This window comes from Staphylococcus sp. GDY8P45P, assembly GCF_017892745.1.
Classification (GTDB): Bacteria; Bacillota; Bacilli; order Staphylococcales; family Staphylococcaceae; genus Staphylococcus; species Staphylococcus cohnii.
Genome location: NZ_JAESLS010000006.1, coordinates 327,345 through 350,399, shown reverse-complemented (window position 1 = coordinate 350,399; position 23,055 = coordinate 327,345). Strand labels below are relative to the sequence as shown.

Genomic DNA, 23,055 nt, shown 5'->3' with positions numbered 1-23,055 from the left:
GTTATCACAATTTAATTTTAATGAATGGAGTTTTGATTGTGACTGAAACATGGCATTTTATCAACACGGGTAGTAATGATCCATTTTACAATATGGCAATGGATGAAGCGTTATTAAATTTTGTTTCTAGAGGTGAGATTGACCCAGTAATAAGATTTTACACATGGGATCCAGCTACACTTTCAGTTGGCTACTTTCAAAGATTGACTAAAGAAATTGATATAGACAAGGTGGCAGAAAAAGGTTACGGCCTTGTTAGAAGACAAACAGGTGGCAGAGGGGTCTTACATGACAAAGAATTAACTTATAGTGTTATTGTACCAGAATCGCATCCGAATATGCCCAAAACGGTTACAGAAGCTTATAGGGTCATTTCTGAGGGTTTACTTGAAGGATTCAAAACATTAGGTTTTAATGCCTCTTTTGCTATTCCACGATCCAAAGAAGAAAGGTCTAAATTAAAACAACCAAGAAGTGCAGTTTGTTTCGATGCTTCGAGCTGGTATGAATTAGTTGTAGAAGGACGTAAAATTGCAGGAAGTGCTCAAATGAGACAAAAAGGTGTTATTCTGCAACATGGTTCATTGTTACAAGATATAGATATCGATGATTTGTTTGATATGTTTATATTTAAAAATGACCGTTTGAAAGAAAAAATGAAACAAGCTTTTGTTGATAAAGCAGTAGCAATTAATGATATATCTGACCGTTACATCACTATAGATGAAATGGAAAGCGCATTCGAAAGTGGATTCAAAAAAGGATTAAATATTAATTTAAAACCTTTAGAATTAACCACTCAACAAAATGAAGAAGTTGAAGCATTAATTGAAAAGTACCAATCATCAGAATGGACTTATCGAAAATAATTTTATTCTTTATAAAAAAGCATTTACCCACACAATTAATTTCAAATATTGTAGGGTAAATGCTTTGATTTTTCGATAATGTTAAACTTTAAAAGTTTAACATTATTTTTTTTTATTTCTTTTTCTATACTTTCTTTGGGCACGCTTATATTTTCTTTGATCTTCTGTTAAAAAGAAAAAATAGTAAATTAAATAAATAATACCTGCAAAAACAGCTAAACTGATGGCCATTTTTACAAAACTAAATATAAATGCATCTAAGTTAAGTATTAAACCAACTAATGCAATTGCGATTACGATATAGAATATTGCTTGTTTCAAAATAAACACTCCTATTTATATGTCACGTTACTCATTACTTATACTTAATTTTGATAAAGTAGTTTGACCTTTATTAAGTTTCTTCTTATCTTTTTCGTTATAACCATCCCTTATATCACTCATAGCTGAATCTAATGATTTGTTTAATTTAGTAATACTTTTATGTTTCTTTTTATCTTCATCATTCATTTTATCTTTATCAATTTTATTTTTATATGTAGAAAAAGCAGCATCAATTTTATTAGTAATATCTGTTAATTTGTTTTGAGTTTTTTCACTTTGTTTATTTTTTGAAACCTCATCTTCAATATTATTATAATCATCAATTGCTTTTGCGACATCTTGATAATATTCAGAAGACGCTTTAATATGATTCAGCTTATTTTTATTACTTTTTGCATTCTTAATATTGTTTTTATCTTTTTCTAATGCAGTAATATTTGTTTTTTCTTTTTTTATTTCTAATTTTAAATCTTGAATATTACTTTTTAATTTATGATTTTCATCACGTAGTTTTGTTGTTTTCTCTTCTAATGGCCCTAAATTTTGGCTCCCACACCCAGCGAGTATACACGAAGCGCTTAAAATAGCGAATAATTTTTTCTTCATAACTCTCTCCTAATTCAAAAACTATAAATTTGTACATTAATTATGCTATCATTTTAATGTATATATTGGAAATGTACAAATTTATTGAATAGGGTGATTACTGTTGAATAGAATAGATAAATTAAAAGCTGCTCTAAAAACAAAACATTTAGAAGCAATTATCGTTTTATCTGATTATAATAGACGTTACTTATCTGGATTCACTGGAACCAGTGGCGCACTAATTATTACAAATGAAGAAAAACTATTACTTACTGATTTCAGATACATAGAACAAGCGACTACTCAGGCTGCTGATTTTAAAGTAATTAAGCAACAGGGGCAATTGATAGAATCTATTAAATCAACACTTGAAGAATTAAATGTGCAAAATGTTGGTTTTGAAGGTAATTTAGTGAGCTATGATACTTATTTACAGTTAAGTAAATCTTATATTAGTTTAATAAGTATTTCTGGATTAATTGAAAAAATCAGAGAAGTCAAAGATGAACAAGAAATAGCAAATATTCAAAAGGCTGCTCAAATTGTTGATGATGCTTATGAGTATATTTTAACAGTTGCTAAAGCAGGAATGACAGAACTTGAGCTGAAAGCAAAATTAGAAAGTAAAATGCTCGAATTAGGTTCAGAAGGTCCATCTTTTAATACAATTGTTGCCTCTGGAGTCAGAGGGGCGCTCCCACATGGCGTAGCAAGTGATAAAGTAATTAACCAAGGAGAATTAATCACCTTAGATTATGGTGCTTATTACAATGGATATGCCTCAGATATTACTCGTACTTTTGCTATAGGCGAACCGGATGCTCAGTTAAAAGAAATATATCAAATTGTATTACAAGCAAATTTAAAAGGAATTGAAGCAGCTAAAAAAGGGATGACCGGAAAAGAACTTGATGCAGTTGCAAGAGATTATATCACTGAAAAAGGATATGGTGAAGCGTTTGGTCATTCACTGGGCCATGGTATTGGATTAGATGTACACGAAGGTCCAAATTTATCTAAAAAATCTGAATCTCCATTAGAGTTAAATAATTGTGTTACAATTGAACCCGGTATATATTTAGATGGAATTGGTGGCGTGCGTATTGAAGATGATATATTAATTACAGAAAATGGTTGCGAACGCTTTACTAAATCGTCTAAAGACCTTATTATTTTATAGAAGACCTTATATTAAGGAGGAAACTGAATGATTTCGGTTAATGATTTTAAAACAGGTTTAACAATTTCTGTAGATAATGGAATTTGGAAAGTTTTAGATTTCCAACACGTAAAACCAGGAAAAGGTGCTGCATTTGTACGTTCTAAATTACGTAATTTAAGAACAGGTGCTATCCAAGAGAAAACATTTAGAGGCGGAGAAAAAGTTGAAACTGCTATGATCGAAAATCGCCGTATGCAATATTTATACGCTGATGGTGATACACATGTTTTCATGGATAATCAAACATTTGATCAAATTGAATTATCTGCTGATTATTTAGAACATGAATTAAATTTCTTAAAAGCAAATATGGAAGTTCAAATTCAAAGTTATGAAAATGAAACTTTAGGTGTTGAATTACCTAAAAACGTTGAACTTACAGTCACAGAAACAGAACCAGGTATTAAAGGTGATACTGCTACCGGTGCTACAAAGTCTGCGACAGTTGAAACAGGTTATACATTAAATGTGCCACTATTTGTTAATGAAGGAGATACTTTAGTAATTAACACTAGCGATGGTAGTTACGTATCAAGAGCTTAATTCATCAACTTCACACATAATATGACTACAGTATCTTGCAAATTACTTAAAAGCCTTTCCAATTATTTAAATGGAAGGGCTTTTGTTATTTAAGAATAAACTGAAAATAACCTTGACACAAATAATCGTTAACCATTGATTAAATATAGTAATTAATGAGTTATAATAGAAAATATGAATATGCTTGAATTGAACATTTCACTAAAGTAAAATAAACTAGGTAATGAAAACAATCTGAAGGAGTCAGTATTTATGAATTTTAAAGAAATTAAAGAATTAATTGAAATTCTTGATCAATCCAGCTTGACTGAAATTAATATAGAAGATAAAGGGAATATAGTTAATTTAAAAAAAGAGAAAGAAACTGAGATTATTACACCTCAAGTTTCACAACAACCGATGCAACAAATTGCACCACAACAATCGGCTGTATCAAATCAACTCGATGCTCAAAGTTCTGAAGAGACAAGTTCTTCTCAGGAAAATGATAACTTGAAAACAATAAATGCACCGATGGTTGGTACGTTTTATAAATCACCTTCACCGGAAGAAAGTCCATATGTTCAAGTAGGAGATTCTGTTTCAAACGAATCCACTGTATGTATTTTGGAAGCTATGAAATTATTCAATGAAATACAAGCAGAAGTCACAGGGGAAATTACTGAAATACTTGTAGAAGACGGTCAAATGGTAGAGTATGGCCAACCGTTATTTAAGGTGAAATAATGAATAAAATTTTAATAGCAAATAGAGGGGAAATTGCTGTAAGAATTATACGTGCATGTCACGATTTAGGATTACAAACTGTAGCAATATATTCTGAAGGAGACAAAGATGCATTACATACTCAAATTGCTGATGAAGCATATTGTGTCGGTCCCACTCAATCTAAAGATTCTTACCTAAATATCCCTAATATTTTATCCATTGCGACTTCTACAGGATGTGATGGTGTTCACCCTGGATATGGTTTTTTAGCAGAAAATGGCGATTTTGCTGAACTTTGTGAAGCTTGTCAACTTAAATTTATTGGTCCAAGTTATGAATCAATTCAAAAAATGGGTATTAAAGACGTAGCTAAAGAAGAAATGAAGCGTGCTGAAGTACCTGTAGTTCCTGGCAGTGAAGGATTAGTTAAAGACATTAAAGAAGCTAAGAAAATTGCAAAAGATATAGGTTATCCTGTTATTATCAAAGCTACTGCAGGCGGTGGTGGTAAAGGTATACGTGTCGCACGTGATGAAAAAGAATTGGAAACTGGCTTCAAAATGACGCAACAAGAAGCAGAAACTGCTTTTGGTAATAGTGGCTTGTATCTTGAAAAATTTATAGAAAACTTTAGACATATTGAAATACAAGTGATGGGAGATAGTTATGGTAACGTCATCCATTTAGGAGAGCGAGATTGTACAATACAAAGACGTATGCAAAAACTTGTGGAAGAAGCACCATCTCCAATCTTAACTGATGCTAAAAGACAAGAAATGGGTAATGCAGCAGTAAGAGCAGCAAAAGCTGTTAATTATGAAAATGCTGGTACTATTGAATTCATTTATGATTTAAACACTAATGAATTTTATTTCATGGAAATGAATACGCGTATTCAGGTAGAGCATCCCGTTACAGAAATGGTAACTGGTATTGATTTAGTAAAACTGCAACTTAAAGTTGCAATGGGTGAAAAATTACCATTCACACAAAAAGATATTGAAATCAAAGGACACGCAATCGAATTTAGGATTAACGCCGAAAATCCATATAAAAACTTTATGCCTTCACCAGGAAAGATTACACAGTATCTAGCACCAGGTGGTTTTGGAGTAAGAATCGAATCAGCATGTTATACTAATTATACAATCCCTCCATATTATGATTCTATGGTAGCAAAATTAATTGTTCATGAACCATCGAGAGATGAAGCAATTATGACTGGATTGAGAGCGTTAGGTGAATATTTAGTATTAGGAATTGACACTACAATTCCGTTCCATATTCGACTTTTAAATAACGATATATTTAGAAGTGGTAAATTTAATACTAACTTCTTAGAAACATATAATATAATGGATGAATAATCTAAATAGGAGGTTTGTGAAATGGTCAAAGTAGCAGAATCATCACATTCCAATTTAGGAAAAATAGAAATAGCACCTGAGGTTTTGACTGTTATAGCTAGTATAGCAACCTCAGAAATAAAAGGCTTAGAAGGCCACTTTAAAGAAATTAAAGACTTAAGTGTTGAAAAAGTTACAAAAAAACAATTAGCACGTGGCATTAAAGTAGATACAAAAGATGATGGTATTCATATAGATGTTTATTGTTCATTTTCATACGGCATTAATATCTCAGAAACTGCAAGAAAAATACAAAATGCCATTTATAACTCATTATCTACGATGACAACCATCATACCAAGTCAAATTAATGTTCACATTACACATATCGTATCTACAAATTAAAAATAGCACTATGACTTTAATGTAGTCATAAAACAGGAGTTCCATAATCAAGTGATTAACAAAATTCTATTTTATATTAGTCATAAAGCGTACAATGCTAAAAGGAGTTTATAATGAGTCGAAAAGAATCAAGAACACAAGCCTTTCAAACACTATTTCAATTAGAAATGAAAAATAGTGATTTAACGATTGATGAAGCAATTAGTTTTATTAAAGATGATAATCCAGATTTAGAATTTGATTTTATTAATTGGCTAGTTACTGGTGTAAAAGATCATGAATCTGTGTTAGATAACAAAATTGCGCCACATTTAAAAGATTGGACGATCGATAGGTTATTAAAATCTGACCGTATCATATTAAGAATGTCAACTTTTGAGTTGTTAAATAGCGAAACGCCACAAAAAGTAATCATCAATGAAGCAGTTGAATTAGCAAAACAATTTAGTGATGATGATCATTATAAGTTCATCAATGGTGTATTAAGTAATATTGAATAAAAGAGTGATATAATATGTCAGATTATTTAAGTGTGTCAGCTTTAACTAAATATATTAAATATAAATTTGATCAGGATCCACACCTACAAAATGTATTGCTCAAAGGCGAGCTTTCTAACTTTAAAAAACATAGTAGTGGTCATCTTTATTTTAATGTTAAAGATAAAAATAGTGTAATCAGTGCAATGATGTTTAAAGGAAATGCTTCAAAAATTGACTTCGAGCCTAAAGAAGGTGACGAAGTGCTTTTAGAAGCACGTGTTTCTGTATATGAAAGACGTGGCAATTATCAAGTTTATGTTAATAAAATGCATATAGATGGCATTGGTAATTTATATCAAAAATTAGAACAATTAAAAAAGAAATTAACTAAAGATGGGTATTTTGATCAAAACCACAAGAAAATGATTCCTAAGTTTCCTGAAAAAATTGCTGTGTTGACTGCAGGTACTGGTGCAGCAATAAGGGATATCCATACAACTATCAATAGTCGATATCCTTTAGTTGAACAAATTCAAATTAATACTTTAGTACAAGGTGAGCAGGCTAAGCATGATATCATTGAAAAAATAAAACAAGCTGATGAGTTAAATGTAGATACTATTATAATTGGGCGTGGTGGTGGTTCTATAGAAGATTTATGGAACTTCAATGAAGAAGATGTTGTAAAAGCGATTTATACATGTGAAACACCAATTATATCAGCAGTAGGTCACGAAACAGACTTTACACTTAGTGATTTCGTAGCAGATGCACGTGCAGCAACACCTACACAAGCAGCAGTGATGGCTACACCTGATCAATATGAATTAAGACAATATATTCAACAACAAAAATTTTCTCTAACTAGGTTTATGAAACAACAAATTCAACATCGAAAACAGTATCTACAACATGTTGCTTCATACTATAAATTTAAAACGCCAACTTTGTTATATGATCAACAGATTCAAAAACGTGATGATTTAGAAAAACAACTTAATTTAGCAATAAACTTTAAAGTTAATCAACAGGTACAAAAACTGCAATTAATAAAACAGAATTTCAACTTAAAACATTTCAAACAAAGTATTCAGAGAGAACAAACAACGATCAATCAACAACAAACGAATCTTGTAAAATTAATGAATCACCTCATTGTAAAACAAAGAAATAATTTAACTAATAAAATAGAGAATTTGAATAATCTTAGTCCAACCAATACAATGTTACGTGGTTATACGATTGTGAATAAAGAGGATAAGATAGTAACGAGCACGAGTGATTTAACTGAAAATGATAATATTGTATTAACAATGAAAGACGGTTCTGTTGATGCACAAGTTATGAAAGTAAGGTGTAATGATGACGAATAAATCACAAAGTTTTGAAGAAATGATGAAAGAATTAGAAAATATAGTTCAAAAATTAGATAATGAAAATGTTTCTTTAGAAGAATCTTTAAACTTATATCAACGAGGTATGACATTATCAGCAAATTGTGATGAAACATTGAAAAATGCTGAAAAAAAAGTGAATGAACTTATGTCTGAAGAAAATGTTGAAGGCGATGAAGAAACTGAAAAGGAAGAAAATCATGATGAATCATAAAATTGACAATTTAACTGATGAAATAAATAAATTATTGCAAAAATCAATTCCGAATTCATCACTAAATACAGATTTAGAAAATAGTATGAGATATTCGTTAGAAGCAGGTGGCAAACGAATTAGGCCTGTTTTACTTTTATTAACACTGGACATGTTAGCAAAGGATTACAAACTTGGCTATTCTTCAGCACTTGGATTAGAAATGGTACATACGTATTCTCTTATTCATGATGATTTACCTGCAATGGATAATGATGACTATCGAAGAGGTAAATTGACAAATCATAAAGTGTATGGTGAATGGAAAGCAATACTTGCTGGTGACGCATTGCTCACAAAAGCTTTTGATATTATTATTAATGATGACAATCTGAAAGATGATGTTAAAGTAAAACTTATCAAGCGCTTGTCATCTGCAAGTGGACATTTAGGTATGGTGGGCGGTCAAACGCTAGATATGCAAAGCGAAGGTGAAGGATCTGCAGTAGACCTGAATACTTTAGAACATATACATCATGCTAAAACAGGAGCGTTATTAAAATTTGCTGTAATGGCTGCAGTAGATATTGCTGAGCCCGAAACCAATGTCGCCAGTTTATTGGAATCATATAGTGAACATTTAGGATTAATGTTCCAAATAAAAGATGATTTATTAGATATTTACGGTGATGAAGCAAAACTAGGAAAAGCTACAGGTAGTGATATCGAAAATGATAAAAGTACTTACGTTTCATTGTTAGGACAAAATGGTGCAGAAGAGAAGTTAAAGTCACATACTGAATCTGCATATGCTTGTTTAGCTCGTTTACCTGAGCAGTATGACACAAGTAATCTAAAATTTATAATTGAATTATTTAATAATAGAGAATCTTAAAAAAACTTATTAACTGTTTTTGATACTTTTATATTATTTCAAATATTAAGTCATGCTACTGATCGTAGCATGATTTTTTATTTATAAGAATTTATAATTTTATAAATAAATATTCATTTGCTACTAAAATTGTAACAGTATTAGCAGTATAAAATAGAAGTATGTGCAATATTAAACAATCTAAGAAAATAGGCAAGCAGTATATATAACAGTGAATAAAAGTATTTCAATTAGATTAACTTTAGTAGTAGTATCATCATCCATGTGTTAAAATCATTGTATAAATATTCGTTTATAGAGGTGCTACACATGGCAAAAAAATCAGTAAGACATATTAAAATAAGAGAAATTATATCTAATGAAAAAATTGAAACACAAGATGAATTGGTAAAGCGTTTAAATGAATATGAGTTAAATGTAACTCAAGCAACTGTTTCTCGTGACATTAAAGAATTACAATTAATTAAGGTACCTACACCTTCTGGTCAATATGTTTATAGTTTACCTAATGACAGAAAATATCATCCATTAGAAAAACTTGGTCGTTATTTAATGGATTCATTTGTAAACATTGATGGTACAGGAAATCTTTTAGTACTTAAAACATTACCTGGTAACGCTCAATCAATTGGAGCAATCCTAGATCAAATAGACTGGGATGAAGTGCTAGGCACAATTTGTGGTGATGATACTTGTTTAATTATATGCAGAGATGAATCTGCAAGCGAAAAAATTAAAACGCGTATCTTTAATTTATTATAAGTATAAGGAAGTGATTATGAATGCTACAAACCTTATCGATTAAACAATTCGCAATTATAGATGAATTAGAAGTGAATTTTGGTGATGGCTTAACTGTTTTAAGTGGTGAAACTGGTGCTGGTAAATCAATTATTATAGACGCAATTGGGCAACTAATTGGCATGCGTGCATCATCAAACTATGTTAGACACGGTGAGAAAAAAGCAGTGATTGAAGGTATCTTTGATATTGATAATAGTAAAGAAGCCATTTCAATACTTCATGATTTATCAATCGATATAGATGAGGACTTTTTATTAGTAAAAAGAGAAATATTCAGCTCTGGTAAGAGTATTTGTAGAGTTAATAATCAAACAGTTACTTTACAAGATTTGCGAAAAATAATGCAAGAATTACTAGATATACATGGCCAACATGAAACACAAACTTTATTAAAACAAAAATATCATTTACATTTATTAGATAGTTATGCTGAAAATACATATCAAACGCTACTTGAATCGTATGTTGATACTTTTGATAAATATAAAGCTAAGAAAAAAGAATTAGCCGATTTAGAGTCTGCTGATCAAGCATTATTACAAAGGTTAGACTTGTTGAAATTTCAATATGATGAATTACAAGAAGCGAATCTTATTGAAAACGAAGTCCCACAACTTGAAACCGATATCAAACGTATTCAAAATTCCGAAAGTCTAAGTTTAGCGTTAAACAATGCACATATTACATTAACGGATGAGCATGCTATTACAGACCGTTTATACGAATTGAGTCATCAATTACAATCAATCAGTGAAATTTTACCAGAAAAATACGATGAACTAAAAGAAGATGTCGACCAGTTTTATTACACACTTGAGGACGCTAAACATCAATTATACGATGATTTAACGAATACAGAATTTGATGAACAATATTTAAATGAATTAGAATCTAGGATGAATTTATTAAATAGTTTAAAGCGTAAATATGGTAAAGATATCAATGAACTTATTATGTATCAAGATAAAATGGCTGACGAAATTAATAAGATTGAAAATTATGAAGAAAGTACAGCTCAATTACGTCAAGAAATAGATGATTTATATAAAAATGTTATGGAATTAGGGGAAAAGTTATCACAAGAAAGAAGAATTGTCGCTCAATCTTTGCGTAATCATATTGTAGATGAAATCCAAAACCTGCAGATGAACGATGCTAATTTAGAAATTTCATTTAAACCATTAGACACACCTAATCGAGAAGGTATAGAATTTGTAGAGTTTTTAATCAGTCCAAATAAAGGCGAACCTTTAAAAAGCTTAAATAAAATAGCTTCTGGAGGAGAATTGTCCAGAATTATGTTAGCGCTAAAAACTATCTTTGTAAAAACTAGAGGCCAAACAGCCATTTTATTTGATGAAGTAGATTCTGGTGTGTCTGGTAAGGCTGCTCAAAAAATGGCAGAAAAAATGAAAGGACTGGCTGAACACATTCAAGTGATATGCATCTCGCATCTACCACAAGTTGCATCAATGAGTGACCATCATTTATTTATTAGTAAAAATACAGATGATGAAAGAACAACAACACAAGTTAAAGAATTGACAGGAGAAGAGCGTATCGATGAAGTAGCGAGAATGATTTCAGGCGCTACTGTGACAAAATTAACCAAACAAAATGCTAAGGAAATGATAGAACAGAATCACAATTTATAATAAAAATTTAAATTCATTATTGTTATTTTTAGTGCTAGCTGAATTTGATAAATAATCAGTGAAGGATGTTGATTTTATGCGATTCCAACAATTAGTTGAACCATGTGAAACAATGACTGGAAATGTAGCGGTTTTATATGCAAATGATGAAAAAATGATAGCAGTATTAGTTAAAGCATTAAAATTAACTAACATAGATATTTTTATTTATGATACCCAAGACACTACGGAAATCATACGTTCTTTTGATTTAGAACCCCAAATCTTGAATAGGATTCATGTGCTAACATTTTCAAGTGATTACCAATTACTAAAACAATGTTCAGAAGATCTATCACAAGGAAAAGTTACTGTTTTAATGAAAGGAAAAATGAAAGCCACATCAATGATTTCTTTTGTTTTAAGCAATAAAAACTTTATAGATCAATATGGCTTTTTAAATCATGTTGCGTGCTTTAGTATTCCTAATTATCACAAAACGTTAATGATTAGTGACGTTGCATATAATGTAGCTCCGACAATTGAAGAAAAAAAACAAATCATTAAAAATTTAACTACTTTCAGCAAAGCACTAGGTTATGATGAATTTAACATAGGTTTATTATCTTCAGTAGAACAAGCATCTAAAAAGATTTTGTCATCTATAGATGCTGAAAAATTAAAAAATATTTTCAATCGAACATCAGATACAGATGCGAAAATAGACGGACCCATTCTTTTTGATCATGCAATCAGTAAAAAAAGAGCAATTGAAAAAAATAATACATCTAGTATTGCTGGTAACGTTGATGCACTTCTAGTTTCCAATATAGATGTTGGGAGTGCATTGTTAAAATCTTTAACTTATTTTGGAAATGCTTCTGTTTCTAGTTTGTTACTCGGAGCAAAATTCCCTATTGTTTTCACATCTAGGACAGAAAGTAAACAAAATAAATTAAACTCTTTATTACTTGCTTTGAAATCACAAAATAAATTTAACTTCTAATTATATTTGAATTTTTACACTATTATTTAGGTTATTAATTTTATAATATTGAATTTTGATGTAAGATAGTAAAGGATATAAATTAATAGAAAACTATTTCTTTTGCGCTTGTATTTAAATAAAGTATGAAGCATACGATTTTTCTATAAAAGACTTATTGTAATCATAGTAACCATCAATATTTCATTATCTAGACAATTCTTTTAAAATATAAAATTAAAGCATTTGAAAAATAAAGGATTTTAGAAATTTTAAAAACACGCATTGAAATCACTTTTAAAACTCAAAGGTGATTTTATTCGCATGTTTAAAATAATTAATATCAAACAATTTAGTTTAATAAAAAATTAAAATTTGTTATGAATTTGATTTTTATATTGTATATTGATTTTCAATTACTTTGCTAAATTTTTGTTTAAATATGATTATTGACATAGTACTAAGATTACAGTTAGGAGTAAAAATATGGCAGACGAAAAATATGATTTAGTAATTTTAGGTGGGGGCACTGCTGGGTATGTGTCAGCAATTAGAGCATCTCAATTAGGGAAAAAAGTTGCACTTGTAGAAAAGTCACTTTTAGGCGGCACATGTTTACATAAAGGATGCATACCAACAAAAGCACTTTTGAAATCAGCTGATGTATTAAGAACAGTAGCAAATTCGAGTGGATTTGGTGTAGATGTAGATGCATTTAAATTAAATTTTTCACGAATTCAAGCACGTAAAAATGAAGTTGTCCAACAAATGTTCAAAGGTGTTGAACAACTTATGAATCATAATAAAATTGATGTATTTAATGGGGTGGGACGAATATTAGGTCCATCTATTTTCTCACCTCAAAGCGGTACTATTTCAGTAGAATACGAAAATGGTGAATCAGAATTAATTCCAAATAATAATGTATTAATCTGTACCGGTTCATCTCCAATGCCTTTACCCTTTTTACCATTTGATGGAAACACTGTGCTATCCAGTGACGATATATTAAAACTAGATAAATTACCCCAATCACTTGCGATCATTGGTGGAGGTGTCATAGGTTTAGAATTCGCATCTTTAATGACGGATTTTGGGGTTGAAGTAGTTGTCATAGAAGCAGGTAAACGAATCTTACCGACTGAAAGTAAATCCATCGCAAATACATTAAAAAATGATTTAATACAACGTGGTGTGAAATTTTATGAAAATACACAACTATCAAAAGAACAAGTTTCAATTGAAGACTCTGGTATCAATATTTTATTGAATGATGAAACGACTCATTTTGAAAAATGCTTAGTCGCAATTGGTAGAAAGCCCAATACGGATGATATTGGCTTAAATAATACAAAAATAAAATTATCAGATGCCAATCATATAATTGTAAATGAATATCAACAAACTGAAGACAAACATATATATGCTGCAGGTGATTGTATCGGTAAATTACAACTCGCACATGTAGGATCCAAAGAAGGCATAACAGCAATTGACCATATGTTTGATGCTTCACCAATATCAGTTGACTATGATAAAATGCCAAAATGTGTTTATACGCAACCTGAAGTTGCAAGTATTGGGCAAAATTTAGAACAAGAAAAATCTAATAAGCTTAATGCAAAAGCCTTTAAAGTTCCGTTTAAAGCAATCGGCAAAGCTGTTATAGAAAATGTTACAAATCAAAATGGCTTTTGTGAAATCATAATCGATCAGGATAATGATACTGTACTTGGACTTAATATGATTGGTCCACATGTAACAGAATTAATTAATGAAGTATCATTAATGCAATTTATGAATGGCTCCACTCTAGAACTTGGATTAACTACTCATGCTCATCCATCGCTGTCTGAAGTGTTAATGGAGTTAGGCTTAAAAGTTGAAAACAGATCGATTCATGTTTAAATAAGGAGGAAATAAGATGTTTGATTATAAATCAGTTGGACTTGAAGCGTCTGACTTACAAACCATGTATAAATGGATGGACTTAGGTCGTAAAATAGATGAGCGCATGTGGCTTTTAAACCGTGCTGGGAAAATCCCATTTGTCATAAGCTGCCAGGGGCAAGAGGCGACACAAATAGGTATGGCATATGCTATGCATGAGGGAGACATATCTTCACCTTATTATAGAGATTTAGCGTTTGTAACTTATATGGGTATGACAGCATTAGACTCAATGCTAGCTGCATTCGGTAAACGTGATGATATAAATTCCGGTGGGAAACAAATGCCTTCTCATTTTGGAAAAAGAGAAAAAGGTATATTATCACAAAGTTCTCCTGTTGGCACACAAATATTACACGCTGTAGGTGCTGCATTAGCATTAAAGATGGATAATAAGCCTAATATTGCTATGGCAACTGTGGGAGAAGGTAGTTCAAACCAAGGTGATTTTCATGAAGGTCTCAATTTTGCTGGTGTTCACAATCTTCCATTTATTTGCGTGATTGAAAACAACAAATATGCAATTTCAGTACCCGACACGCTACAATATGGTGCAGAAAAATTATCTGATCGTGCTATTGGTTATGGTATGCATGGCGAGCATGTCGATGGTAATGATCCAATAGCAATGTATAAAGTAATGAAAGAAGCACGAGAACGCGCATTGAATGGAGAGGGATCGACATTAATCGAAGCAATGTGTACAAGAATGACTGCACACTCATCAGATGATGATGACAAGTATCGTACACAAGAAGAACGTGATGGGTTAAAATCATTAGACTGCAACCTAAAATTCAAATCTTTTTTATTAGAAGAAGGTATCATTGATGAACAATGGTTGGATGAAATAGAAAAAGAACATAAAGAGATTGTAAATCAAGCAACAAAAGAAGCTGAAAAAGCTCCTTATCCATCACCAGAAGAAACTTACACATATGTCTACGAAGAAGGGAGCTTAAATAATGGCTAAATTATCTTATTTAGAAGCAATTCATCAAGGCCTAGATCAAGCAATGGAAAAAGACAATGACGTTTTTGTATTAGGTGAGGATGTTGGTAAAAAAGGTGGCGTGTTTGGTGTCACATTAGGTTTACAGCAAAAATATGGAGAAGCAAGAGTGTTAGATACACCACTTGCAGAATCGAATATTGTGGGTACTAGTATTGGTGCTGCTATGTTAGGTAAACGACCAGTTGCAGAAATTCAATTTGCTGAATATATTTTACCTGCAACGAATCAAATTATGAGTGAAGCAGCAAAAATGAGATACCGCTCTAATAATGATTGGCATTGTCCTATTACTATTCGTTCTCCATTTGGTGGAGGCATACATGGTGCACTTTATCATTCACAAAGTGTTGAATCCATTTTTGCTTCTACGCCGGGGCTCACAATTGTTATTCCGTCCACACCATATGATGCGAAAGGCTTATTATTAGCTTCAATCGAATCAAATGACCCAGTATTATATTTCGAACATAAAAAAGCTTATCGCTTACTTAAAGAAGAAGTGCCAGAATCGTATTATACAGTTCCGATTGGTAAAGCTGATGTTAAGCGTGAAGGCGACGATATTACTGTATTTACTTATGGACTATGTGTCAATTACTGTATTCAAGCAGCTGATATGCTTGCTGAAGATGATATAAATGTTGAAGTAGTTGATTTACGCACAGTCTATCCTTTAGATAAAGAAACGATTATTGAGAGAGCTAAATTAACTGGTAAGGTTTTATTGGTCACTGAAGATAACCTAGAAGGTAGTATCATATCTGAAGTTGCTGCAATTATTGCTGAAAATTGTCTGTTTGATTTAGATGCACCGATAATGAGACTTGCTGGACCAGATGTTCCTTCAATGCCATTTGCACCAACACTCGAAGATGAGTTTATGATTAATCCAGATAAGATAAAAATTAAAATGCGTGAACTCGCAGAATTTTAAGGAGGCACAATGATGGAAATAAAAATGCCTAAACTCGGAGAAAGTGTGCATGAGGGCACAATAGAACAATGGCTCGTTTCAGTAGGCGATAAAGTAGAAGAGTATGACCCACTTTGTGAGGTTATTACGGATAAAGTAACTGCAGAAGTGCCTTCATCATACGCTGGTACAATCCGCGAAATTATTGTGGAGGAAGGTACAACAGTAGAAGTAGGTGAAGTAATTTGTTATTTAGATACTGAGGAAGAAGTATCTAATGAAAACACCGATAATAATACTACAAATGAACAAGATGAATATACATCAGAATCAACACAAACTATGGTTAATTCCTCTAATGTAAATGATAGCACGACTGATGCGTCAGATAATCTTCCGAAAAATAACGGACGCTTTTCACCGGTAGTATTTAAACTTGCGTCTGAACATCAAATCGACCTTTCACAAGTCAAAGGGACTGGCTTTGAAGGTAGAGTAACCAAAAAAGATATAGAGAAAGTAATCAAAGAAGGTACTAATAAACTAGGTTCAGAAATCATCGCTCCTAAAGACTCTCCTAAAGTCAATAAGCAAGTTCAATATAACGAACCATCTCCTGGCTCTGCAATTCCAGTAAATGGTGTTCGCAAACAAATAGCTGAAAATATGGTGAACAGTGTTAATGAAATCCCACATGCTTGGATGATGGTTGAGGCAGATGCTACAAACTTAGTTAAAACAAGAAATTATCATAAAAATAGTTTCAAAGAAAATGAAGGTTATAACCTTACTTATTTTGCGTTCTTTGTAAAGGCGGTTGCAGAAGGATTAAAAGCATATCCTTTACTCAATAGTAGTTGGCAAAATTCCGAAATAGTTATGCATAAAGATGTCAACATTTCAATTGCAGTAGCTGATGAAGAAAAATTATATGTTCCTGTAATCAAAAATGCAGATGAAAAATCTTTAAAAGGCATTGCTAGAGAAATAAATGATTTAGCACAAAAAGCACGTAATAAAAAATTAAAATCTGAAGATATGCAAGGTGGTACATTTACGGTCAATAATACTGGTACATTTGGCTCAGTATCATCTATGGGTATTATCAATCACCCAGAAGCCGCTATACTGCAAATTGAATCCATCATCAAAAAGCCCGTTGTTATTGATGATATGATAGCTATTAGACACATGGTTAATCTATGTATTTCTATTGATCATCGTATATTAGATGGTTTGCAAGCAGGTAGATTTATGAATTTCGTTAAAACAAGAATTGAGCAATACTCTATAGAAAATACAAGTATTTACTAGTTTTTATAGTATAAACAAATGGTAATTTATATGAAAATGGTAAGTTAGAAATCAAATTTGATTATTTTGATTTCTAACTTATTTTTTTAAATAACTATTGTTCAAGCATTTCACGAAAAGCGAACTTACTTTCTCATTAAACACACATGTTGAACTATTGTCTATATATTAGTAAAATGAAATTAATAAATTGATAATGAAAGGTGATTTGAATATGGATTTAAATTTTGATTTATATATGAATGATGTAGTAAGCCAAGCAAGAAATGAAATTGAGGAAGCGGGTTATGAACAATTAACAACAGCAGATGAAGTTGATAAAGTGTTAAGTCAAGAAGGTACATCACTTGTTATGGTTAATTCAGTTTGTGGTTGTGCTGGTGGGATTGCTAGACCAGCAGCTACGCACGCTTTACATTATGATAAATTACCAGACAGACTAGTGACAGTGTTTGCTGGACAAGACAAAGAAGCTACACAACAAGCAAGAGATTATTTTAAAGGATACGCACCATCAAGCCCATCATTTGCATTAATAAAAAATGGTGAAATCACACAAATGATAGAACGTCATCAAATCGAAGGCCATGATGTGATGGACGTTATTAATCAATTACAAAATTTATTTGATACTTATTGTGATGAAAGATAGAGGTTGACACCGATGATGCGATTAAATCCATATCGAATCGGATTCAGAACAATTAAAACTGCTGTAGGTATGGCACTAGGAATTATCATTGCTAAATTAATGGGATTAGATAATTTTGCTTCTAGTGCCATTTTAGTAGTGCTTTGTATTAAACATACCAAAGTGCATTCACTTCAAGCGATTATATCAAGATTTGTATCTTGTATATTAATCCTTATAATAGGGTCAATAGCTTTCAGTTACTTCGGTCAAAATGCTATTATTTTAGGTCTAATCGTATTATTTTTTATACCGCTCACTGTTGTATTCAAAGTACAGGAAGGCGTAGTTACAAGTTGTGTCATTTTGCTGCATGTATTTAATGCTGAAGTGATTGACATGCACTTGTTTATCAATGAAATTTTATTATTAATTGTGGGTCTTGGTATTGCATTCATAATGAATTTAATCATGCCTAGCCTAGACTTTAAACTTAAACAATATAAAGAAGAAATAGAAAATCAATTTACAACAATTTTTGAAACATTTAGTAATAATTGTAAAGAACCCAATGCTTCATTAAATATTTCTTTCAACCAGTTACAACTTACGATTCAAAAGGCAAAATCAATTGCATTTAGAGATGTTAAAAATCATTTCGTACGTAATGAAAATTCTTACTATCATTATTTTGATATGAGAGAAGAGCAGTTAGAACTACTTGAAAGAATGTCTAAAATGATACAAAACATTGAAACGAAAGATATGCTGTTAACTAAAATCAGCAGTTTATTTTTGGAAGTGGCTCATAACGTAAATAGTAATGACTATACAGTGTTACGATTGCATTCTCTCTATGAAATTAAAATAGAGTTAGAACAATTAGAGTTACCAAAAACACATGCTTCATTTAGAACTAGAGCAAGTATTAAACAACTACTCAATGAATTAGAAGAATATTTAGAAGTTAAATCACAATTTGGATCCTTAAAATTACATAAAGATACAAAATCAACAATTTTTTCATAGAAAGCATAAATAATAATCACCTTGGCCTAGGTAAGAGAATGACATCTATTTTCTTTATACCTAGGCCATTTTAATTAAAATTGTACAGAAAAAGAGCTTGTGATATAAAGTTCTTGGACTATTGAAAAAAGACAATTTCTATTGAAATAACATAGAAATTGCCTTTTTCATTATTGTTTTGATTACGGTTGATGATATGATGTATTACCACGATGATGTTTGAATACATCGAATACATTTGCAGGGATAGTTTCAACGATTTCATTAACATGTCGTGACAAACACATATAAATGCCACGTATTTTGGCGAGACGCTTGAGGGAACAGGACAAGCTGAAGACTACAGGCTGAAGCTGTCGCCTAAGAAAGTGAGCCTACAATACGAAGTATGGAATAAAAAAGAAGCACTCAGATGAAATGAATTAAATCACCTAAGTGCTATTTTTAACGGATTTATGTCTCAATCCGATAGACAAAAATTTTTAAAAGTTAAGCTTTGATTTTAATTCGTTAAAGGAACTATACTTGTCAAGATTAATGCAAGTACTACTGCTACCAACATAACTACAATTATAAATCTAAGCACTTTATTGTTATTCAATCTTTATTCCTCCATAATATATCCAATGCGTTTTATTAATCATTATTGTACTTTGAAGCATCCACAATAATTTTAAGTATCTTTATTTTATCAATGTATATTATAACATAACAAGTCTAACACGTATAAACATATTTGTTTTACTAAACTTTAAACTTATGTAAACTAAAATAAATTGTGATTATAGAAAAGGGGATAAATATGATAAATGAAAAACGTCTATTAGAGACATTTTTAACACTCGTTCAAATTGATTCAGAAAGTGGAAATGAACAAACTATACAAAACCATTTAAAAAAATTGATGGAGCAACAAAATATAGATATCAGCGAAGACAAAGCGAGTATTCAAAATGAAGCATTAGGTGCTAATAATTTAATATGCACATTAAAGGCTACTCCAAATTTTGAGCATCTTGAGAAAATATATTTTACAAGTCACATGGATACAGTTGTACCAGGTCAAAAAATTGTACCAACTGTAAAAGAAGATGGATACATATACTCAGATGGAACTACAATTTTAGGCGCAGATGATAAAGCAGGTTTAGCAGCTATTATAGAATTTATCCGTGTCATTAACGAACAAAATTTGCCTCATGGTCAAATACAATTTATTTTAACTGTAGGAGAAGAAATAGGTTTAGAGGGTGCGAAAGCTATAGATAAAACTTTACTAGATGCAAATTATGGCTTTGCGATTGATGCAAGTGTTCCAGTCGGTACAAGAGTAGTAGGTGCGCCAACACAAATGAAACTGAATGCCACAATATTTGGAAAAACAGCACACGCCAGTACGCCTAACCATGGGATTAGCGCAATTAATGTAGCAGCAAAAGCAATTAGTGAGATGAACTTAGGTCGAATAGATGAATATACTACAGCTAATATCGGTCGCTTTGAAGGTGGATCAGCTACCAATATTGTGGCTGAAAAAGTAACATTAAATGCAGAAGCACGTTCGCATTCAGATGAAAGTATTATCAAACAAGTGAATCATATGAAATCTGTATTTGAAACAACTGCAAAAAAGTATCATTGTCATGCAGAAGTAGAAATCATCAAAAGTTATCCAGGATTTAAAATTTCTGATGATGCAACGGTTACTTCTATAGCAAAATCTAGCGCTTTATCTTTAGGTTTAGAAGCAAATACCGTCATTGCTGGTGGCGGATCAGATGGTAATATAATCAATCAACTTGGTATACCTACAGTCATTTTAGGTGTCGGTTATGAAAACATTCACACTACAGAAGAAAGAATATCAATTAAATCTTTAAATCAGTTAGCTAATCAACTTTTAAGTATCAACGATGTGGTTATTAAACAATCTATAAACTGATTAAGTGAATCTAAAGATACCTTTGTGATACAATGTACTAGAAAACTTTAATAAGAGAGGTTAGTTAAATGACACAACAAATAGGTGTAGTAGGTTTAGCCGTAATGGGTAAAAACCTTGCTTGGAATATTGAATCACGCGGATACAGCGTATCAGTTTTTAACCGTTCTTCAGAAAAAACAGATGAAATGGTAAAAGAATCTGAAGGAAAAAACATACATCCAACATATTCAATGGAAGAATTTGTAAATTCCTTAGAAAAACCCCGTAAAATTTTATTAATGGTAAAAGCTGGTACAGCGACAGACGCAACAATTGATACTCTATTACCATTATTAGATGATGACGATATTTTAATTGATGGCGGTAATACAAATTATCAAGATACAATCAGACGAAACAAAGCTTTAGCTGAAAGTGGTGTTAACTTTATTGGTATGGGTGTATCTGGCGGTGAAGTTGGTGCATTGACTGGACCTTCACTTATGCCCGGCGGACAAGAAGCAGCTTTTAATAAAGTGAGTCATATATTAGAAGCTATATCAGCAAAAGCAAAAGATGGTGCACCATGTGTAGCTTATATTGGTCCAAATGGTGCTGGTCATTACGTTAAAATGGTTCATAATGGTATAGAATATGCTGACATGCAATTAATTGCAGAAAGTTATGCAATGATGAAAGACTTGCTAGGTATGTCACATAAAGATATTGCTCAAACATTTAAAGATTGGAATGCTGGTGAATTATCAAGTTATTTAATAGAAATTACTGGTGATATTTTCAATAAATTAGATGATGAAACGAATGGTCCATTAGTTGAACAAATATTAGATACAGCTGGCCAAAAAGGTACTGGTAAATGGACATCTATAAATGCTTTAGAATTAGGAATACCTTTAACAATTATCACTGAGTCAGTATTTGCTCGTTTTATTTCTTCAATTAAAGAAGAACGTGTAAATGCTTCAAAACAATTAAATGGACCAAATGCAAAATTTGAAGGTGATAAGGAAGCATTCCTTGAAAAAATCCGTAAAGCACTATACATGAGTAAAATTTGTTCTTATGCACAAGGTTTTGCTCAAATGAGAAAAGCTAGTGAAGACAATGCATGGAACCTTCAACTTGGTGAACTTGCTATGATATGGCGTGAAGGTTGCATTATCCGTGCTCAATTTTTACAAAAAATTAAAGAAGCATACGATAATGATAGTGATCTACAAAACTTACTATTAGATCCTTATTTCAAAGATATCGTTACGAATTATCAAGAAGCTTTACGTGACGTTGTTGCAACAGGCGTACAAAATGGCGTTCCGACACCAGGTTTTTCTGCAAGTATTAACTACTATGATAGTTATCGTTCAGAAAATCTACCAGCAAACTTAATCCAAGCACAACGTGATTACTTTGGTGCACATACTTATGAACGTAAAGATCGTTCTGGTATTTTCCATACACAATGGATTGAAGAATAATTTAGATATATTATAATGGTCAGTTTTGAATAACTAACTTAGAAGACCTAAAAATTGTCAGAGATATACACAATTCAGACTTTAAATTATATAATAACTTCAAATAATGGAGTGAAATTAAAACACTTTCGTTGAATTCATAATAAAAAATGAATTTATACGGAAGTGTTTTTTCTCGTATTATAAATACATAATAATTTCTACGTTTTGTAACCTACTGACGCGTAGTGGTGTGTTAAGAGATAGATACTACAGATTCGGATTATGTAAATCATATCCCCAGTCAAGCATGCATAGTCAAAATAGAAAGCATTTTCATAAAGTTATCTTAATATTTTAAACATGAGATTGTTGTTTCTCCCATTTCACTTGCTTTCGAGTAATAATTATT

23 protein-coding genes and 1 pseudogene are annotated in these 23,055 nt (G+C 31.4%); 21 read left to right on the top strand and 3 right to left on the bottom strand.

The features are described from left to right. Positions 1–38: 38 nt before the first annotated feature. Positions 39–869: a lipoate--protein ligase family protein gene (locus tag KA873_RS06380; protein ID WP_107385152.1), complete on the top strand. Its 831-nt coding sequence runs from the start codon at positions 39–41 to the stop codon at positions 867–869. 102 nt (positions 870–971) lie between these two features. Here the strand turns inward: KA873_RS06380 and KA873_RS06375 are convergent, their stop codons facing one another. Together KA873_RS06375 and KA873_RS06370 are read right to left on the bottom strand one after the other, a co-directional pair. After that, a complete protein-coding gene (locus tag KA873_RS06375; protein WP_107521411.1) occupies positions 972–1,190 on the bottom strand; it encodes an SA1362 family protein in 219 nt (72 codons plus the stop codon). 27 nt (positions 1,191–1,217) lie between these two features. Beyond that, positions 1,218–1,799 (bottom strand): hypothetical protein, encoded by a 582-nt coding sequence (locus KA873_RS06370; protein ID WP_210140193.1) that lies wholly within the window; start codon positions 1,797–1,799, stop codon positions 1,218–1,220. 103 nt (positions 1,800–1,902) lie between these two features. Here KA873_RS06370 and KA873_RS06365 point away from each other — a divergent pair, with 103 nt between their 5' ends. The 18 genes from KA873_RS06365 to KA873_RS06280 all read left to right on the top strand — a co-directional run bounded on the left by KA873_RS06365 (position 1,903) and on the right by KA873_RS06280 (position 19,244). Then, positions 1,903–2,961: a M24 family metallopeptidase gene (locus KA873_RS06365; RefSeq protein WP_107386455.1), complete on the top strand. Its 1,059-nt coding sequence runs from the start codon at positions 1,903–1,905 to the stop codon at positions 2,959–2,961. Between the two features lie 27 nt (positions 2,962–2,988). Further along, positions 2,989–3,546 carry an elongation factor P gene (gene efp, locus KA873_RS06360; protein ID WP_019468387.1) on the top strand — a complete coding sequence of 186 codons (558 nt, stop codon included), beginning with the start codon at positions 2,989–2,991 and terminating at the stop codon, positions 3,544–3,546. A 252-nt stretch (positions 3,547–3,798) separates the two neighbouring features. Further along, positions 3,799–4,272 (top strand): acetyl-CoA carboxylase biotin carboxyl carrier protein, encoded by a 474-nt coding sequence (accB, locus tag KA873_RS06355; protein WP_107385146.1) that lies wholly within the window; start codon positions 3,799–3,801, stop codon positions 4,270–4,272. Beyond that, complete coding sequence (gene accC / locus KA873_RS06350; RefSeq protein WP_107385147.1) at positions 4,272–5,621, top strand: acetyl-CoA carboxylase biotin carboxylase subunit; 1,350 nt, start codon at positions 4,272–4,274, stop codon at positions 5,619–5,621. Before accB ends, accC begins: the two co-directional genes overlap by 1 nt. 21 nt (positions 5,622–5,642) lie before the next feature. Next, positions 5,643–6,005, top strand: coding sequence for an Asp23/Gls24 family envelope stress response protein (locus KA873_RS06345; RefSeq protein WP_071560408.1), 363 nt, complete (start codon positions 5,643–5,645; stop codon positions 6,003–6,005). A 113-nt stretch (positions 6,006–6,118) separates the two neighbouring features. Further along, complete coding sequence (nusB, locus tag KA873_RS06340; RefSeq protein ID WP_019468383.1) at positions 6,119–6,505, top strand: transcription antitermination factor NusB; 387 nt, start codon at positions 6,119–6,121, stop codon at positions 6,503–6,505. 14 nt (positions 6,506–6,519) lie between these two features. Beyond that, positions 6,520–7,860: an exodeoxyribonuclease VII large subunit gene (xseA, locus tag KA873_RS06335; RefSeq protein WP_107385148.1), complete on the top strand. Its 1,341-nt coding sequence runs from the start codon at positions 6,520–6,522 to the stop codon at positions 7,858–7,860. Beyond that, positions 7,850–8,095, top strand: coding sequence for an exodeoxyribonuclease VII small subunit (locus tag KA873_RS06330; RefSeq protein ID WP_107385149.1), 246 nt, complete (start codon positions 7,850–7,852; stop codon positions 8,093–8,095). The genes xseA and KA873_RS06330 overlap by 11 nt, the downstream gene beginning before the upstream one ends. Continuing rightward, positions 8,082–8,969: a polyprenyl synthetase family protein gene (locus tag KA873_RS06325; RefSeq protein WP_107505164.1), complete on the top strand. Its 888-nt coding sequence runs from the start codon at positions 8,082–8,084 to the stop codon at positions 8,967–8,969. The genes KA873_RS06330 and KA873_RS06325 overlap by 14 nt, the downstream gene beginning before the upstream one ends. A 309-nt stretch (positions 8,970–9,278) precedes the next feature. Then, positions 9,279–9,731, top strand: a complete 453-nt coding sequence (gene ahrC / locus KA873_RS06320) for a transcriptional regulator AhrC/ArgR (RefSeq protein ID WP_019468379.1) — start codon at positions 9,279–9,281, stop codon at positions 9,729–9,731. A gap of 20 nt (positions 9,732–9,751) precedes the next feature. Continuing rightward, positions 9,752–11,428, top strand: coding sequence for a DNA repair protein RecN (recN, locus tag KA873_RS06315; RefSeq protein WP_107385016.1), 1,677 nt, complete (start codon positions 9,752–9,754; stop codon positions 11,426–11,428). A 76-nt stretch (positions 11,429–11,504) separates the two neighbouring features. Continuing rightward, on the top strand, positions 11,505–12,413 hold the full coding sequence (locus tag KA873_RS06310) for a phosphate acyltransferase (RefSeq protein ID WP_107385017.1): 909 nt from the start codon (positions 11,505–11,507) through the stop codon (positions 12,411–12,413). Positions 12,414–12,878: 465 nt separating this feature from the next. After that, positions 12,879–14,300: a dihydrolipoyl dehydrogenase gene (gene lpdA / locus KA873_RS06305; protein WP_107504960.1), complete on the top strand. Its 1,422-nt coding sequence runs from the start codon at positions 12,879–12,881 to the stop codon at positions 14,298–14,300. Between the two features lie 16 nt (positions 14,301–14,316). Beyond that, positions 14,317–15,315 (top strand): thiamine pyrophosphate-dependent dehydrogenase E1 component subunit alpha, encoded by a 999-nt coding sequence (locus KA873_RS06300; RefSeq protein WP_107386594.1) that lies wholly within the window; start codon positions 14,317–14,319, stop codon positions 15,313–15,315. Continuing rightward, positions 15,308–16,291 carry an alpha-ketoacid dehydrogenase subunit beta gene (locus tag KA873_RS06295; RefSeq protein ID WP_107385020.1) on the top strand — a complete coding sequence of 328 codons (984 nt, stop codon included), beginning with the start codon at positions 15,308–15,310 and terminating at the stop codon, positions 16,289–16,291. The genes KA873_RS06300 and KA873_RS06295 overlap by 8 nt, the downstream gene beginning before the upstream one ends. Before the next feature lie 12 nt (positions 16,292–16,303). Further along, positions 16,304–17,584 (top strand): dihydrolipoamide acetyltransferase family protein, encoded by a 1,281-nt coding sequence (locus KA873_RS06290; protein ID WP_107504959.1) that lies wholly within the window; start codon positions 16,304–16,306, stop codon positions 17,582–17,584. Between the two features lie 214 nt (positions 17,585–17,798). Then, positions 17,799–18,236 carry a bacilliredoxin BrxB gene (brxB, locus tag KA873_RS06285; protein ID WP_107385022.1) on the top strand — a complete coding sequence of 146 codons (438 nt, stop codon included), beginning with the start codon at positions 17,799–17,801 and terminating at the stop codon, positions 18,234–18,236. 12 nt (positions 18,237–18,248) lie between these two features. Beyond that, positions 18,249–19,244, top strand: a complete 996-nt coding sequence (locus KA873_RS06280) for an aromatic acid exporter family protein (RefSeq protein ID WP_107385023.1) — start codon at positions 18,249–18,251, stop codon at positions 19,242–19,244. 502 nt (positions 19,245–19,746) lie between these two features. On the opposite strand, the pseudogene KA873_RS06275 reads toward KA873_RS06280, so the two are convergent. After that, positions 19,747–19,836: pseudogene (locus KA873_RS06275) on the bottom strand (hypothetical protein); the annotation flags it as partial. 210 nt (positions 19,837–20,046) lie between these two features. Between KA873_RS06275 and KA873_RS06270 the strand changes: the two are divergent. Next, positions 20,047–21,186 (top strand): M20/M25/M40 family metallo-hydrolase, encoded by a 1,140-nt coding sequence (locus tag KA873_RS06270; protein WP_210140192.1) that lies wholly within the window; start codon positions 20,047–20,049, stop codon positions 21,184–21,186. Between the two features lie 68 nt (positions 21,187–21,254). After that, complete coding sequence (gene gndA, locus KA873_RS06265) at positions 21,255–22,664, top strand: NADP-dependent phosphogluconate dehydrogenase (RefSeq protein ID WP_107385326.1); 1,410 nt, start codon at positions 21,255–21,257, stop codon at positions 22,662–22,664. Positions 22,665–23,055: the final 391 nt, after the last annotated feature.

Bases quoted from the DNA above. Each gene is read 5' to 3' on its own strand.
- KA873_RS06300 (WP_107386594.1), top strand. From the start codon at position 14,317: ATGTTTGATTATAAATCAGTTGGACTTGAAGCGTCTGACTTACAAACC.
- KA873_RS06325 (WP_107505164.1), top strand. From the start codon at position 8,082: ATGATGAATCATAAAATTGACAATTTAACTGATGAAATAAATAAATTA.
- gndA (WP_107385326.1), top strand. From the start codon at position 21,255: ATGACACAACAAATAGGTGTAGTAGGTTTAGCCGTAATGGGTAAAAAC.
- KA873_RS06345 (WP_071560408.1), top strand. From the start codon at position 5,643: ATGGTCAAAGTAGCAGAATCATCACATTCCAATTTAGGAAAAATAGAA.
- recN (WP_107385016.1), top strand. From the start codon at position 9,752: ATGCTACAAACCTTATCGATTAAACAATTCGCAATTATAGATGAATTA.
- nusB (WP_019468383.1), top strand. From the start codon at position 6,119: ATGAGTCGAAAAGAATCAAGAACACAAGCCTTTCAAACACTATTTCAA.
- accB (WP_107385146.1), top strand. From the start codon at position 3,799: ATGAATTTTAAAGAAATTAAAGAATTAATTGAAATTCTTGATCAATCC.
- KA873_RS06280 (WP_107385023.1), top strand. From the start codon at position 18,249: ATGATGCGATTAAATCCATATCGAATCGGATTCAGAACAATTAAAACT.
- ahrC (WP_019468379.1), top strand. From the start codon at position 9,279: ATGGCAAAAAAATCAGTAAGACATATTAAAATAAGAGAAATTATATCT.
- KA873_RS06310 (WP_107385017.1), top strand. From the start codon at position 11,505: ATGCGATTCCAACAATTAGTTGAACCATGTGAAACAATGACTGGAAAT.
- KA873_RS06290 (WP_107504959.1), top strand. From the start codon at position 16,304: ATGGAAATAAAAATGCCTAAACTCGGAGAAAGTGTGCATGAGGGCACA.
- brxB (WP_107385022.1), top strand. From the start codon at position 17,799: ATGGATTTAAATTTTGATTTATATATGAATGATGTAGTAAGCCAAGCA.
- KA873_RS06295 (WP_107385020.1), top strand. From the start codon at position 15,308: ATGGCTAAATTATCTTATTTAGAAGCAATTCATCAAGGCCTAGATCAA.
- lpdA (WP_107504960.1), top strand. From the start codon at position 12,879: ATGGCAGACGAAAAATATGATTTAGTAATTTTAGGTGGGGGCACTGCT.
- accC (WP_107385147.1), top strand. From the start codon at position 4,272: ATGAATAAAATTTTAATAGCAAATAGAGGGGAAATTGCTGTAAGAATT.
- efp (WP_019468387.1), top strand. From the start codon at position 2,989: ATGATTTCGGTTAATGATTTTAAAACAGGTTTAACAATTTCTGTAGAT.
- KA873_RS06330 (WP_107385149.1), top strand. From the start codon at position 7,850: ATGACGAATAAATCACAAAGTTTTGAAGAAATGATGAAAGAATTAGAA.
- xseA (WP_107385148.1), top strand. From the start codon at position 6,520: ATGTCAGATTATTTAAGTGTGTCAGCTTTAACTAAATATATTAAATAT.
- KA873_RS06270 (WP_210140192.1), top strand. From the start codon at position 20,047: ATGATAAATGAAAAACGTCTATTAGAGACATTTTTAACACTCGTTCAA.
- KA873_RS06370 (WP_210140193.1), bottom strand. From the start codon at position 1,799: ATGAAGAAAAAATTATTCGCTATTTTAAGCGCTTCGTGTATACTCGCT.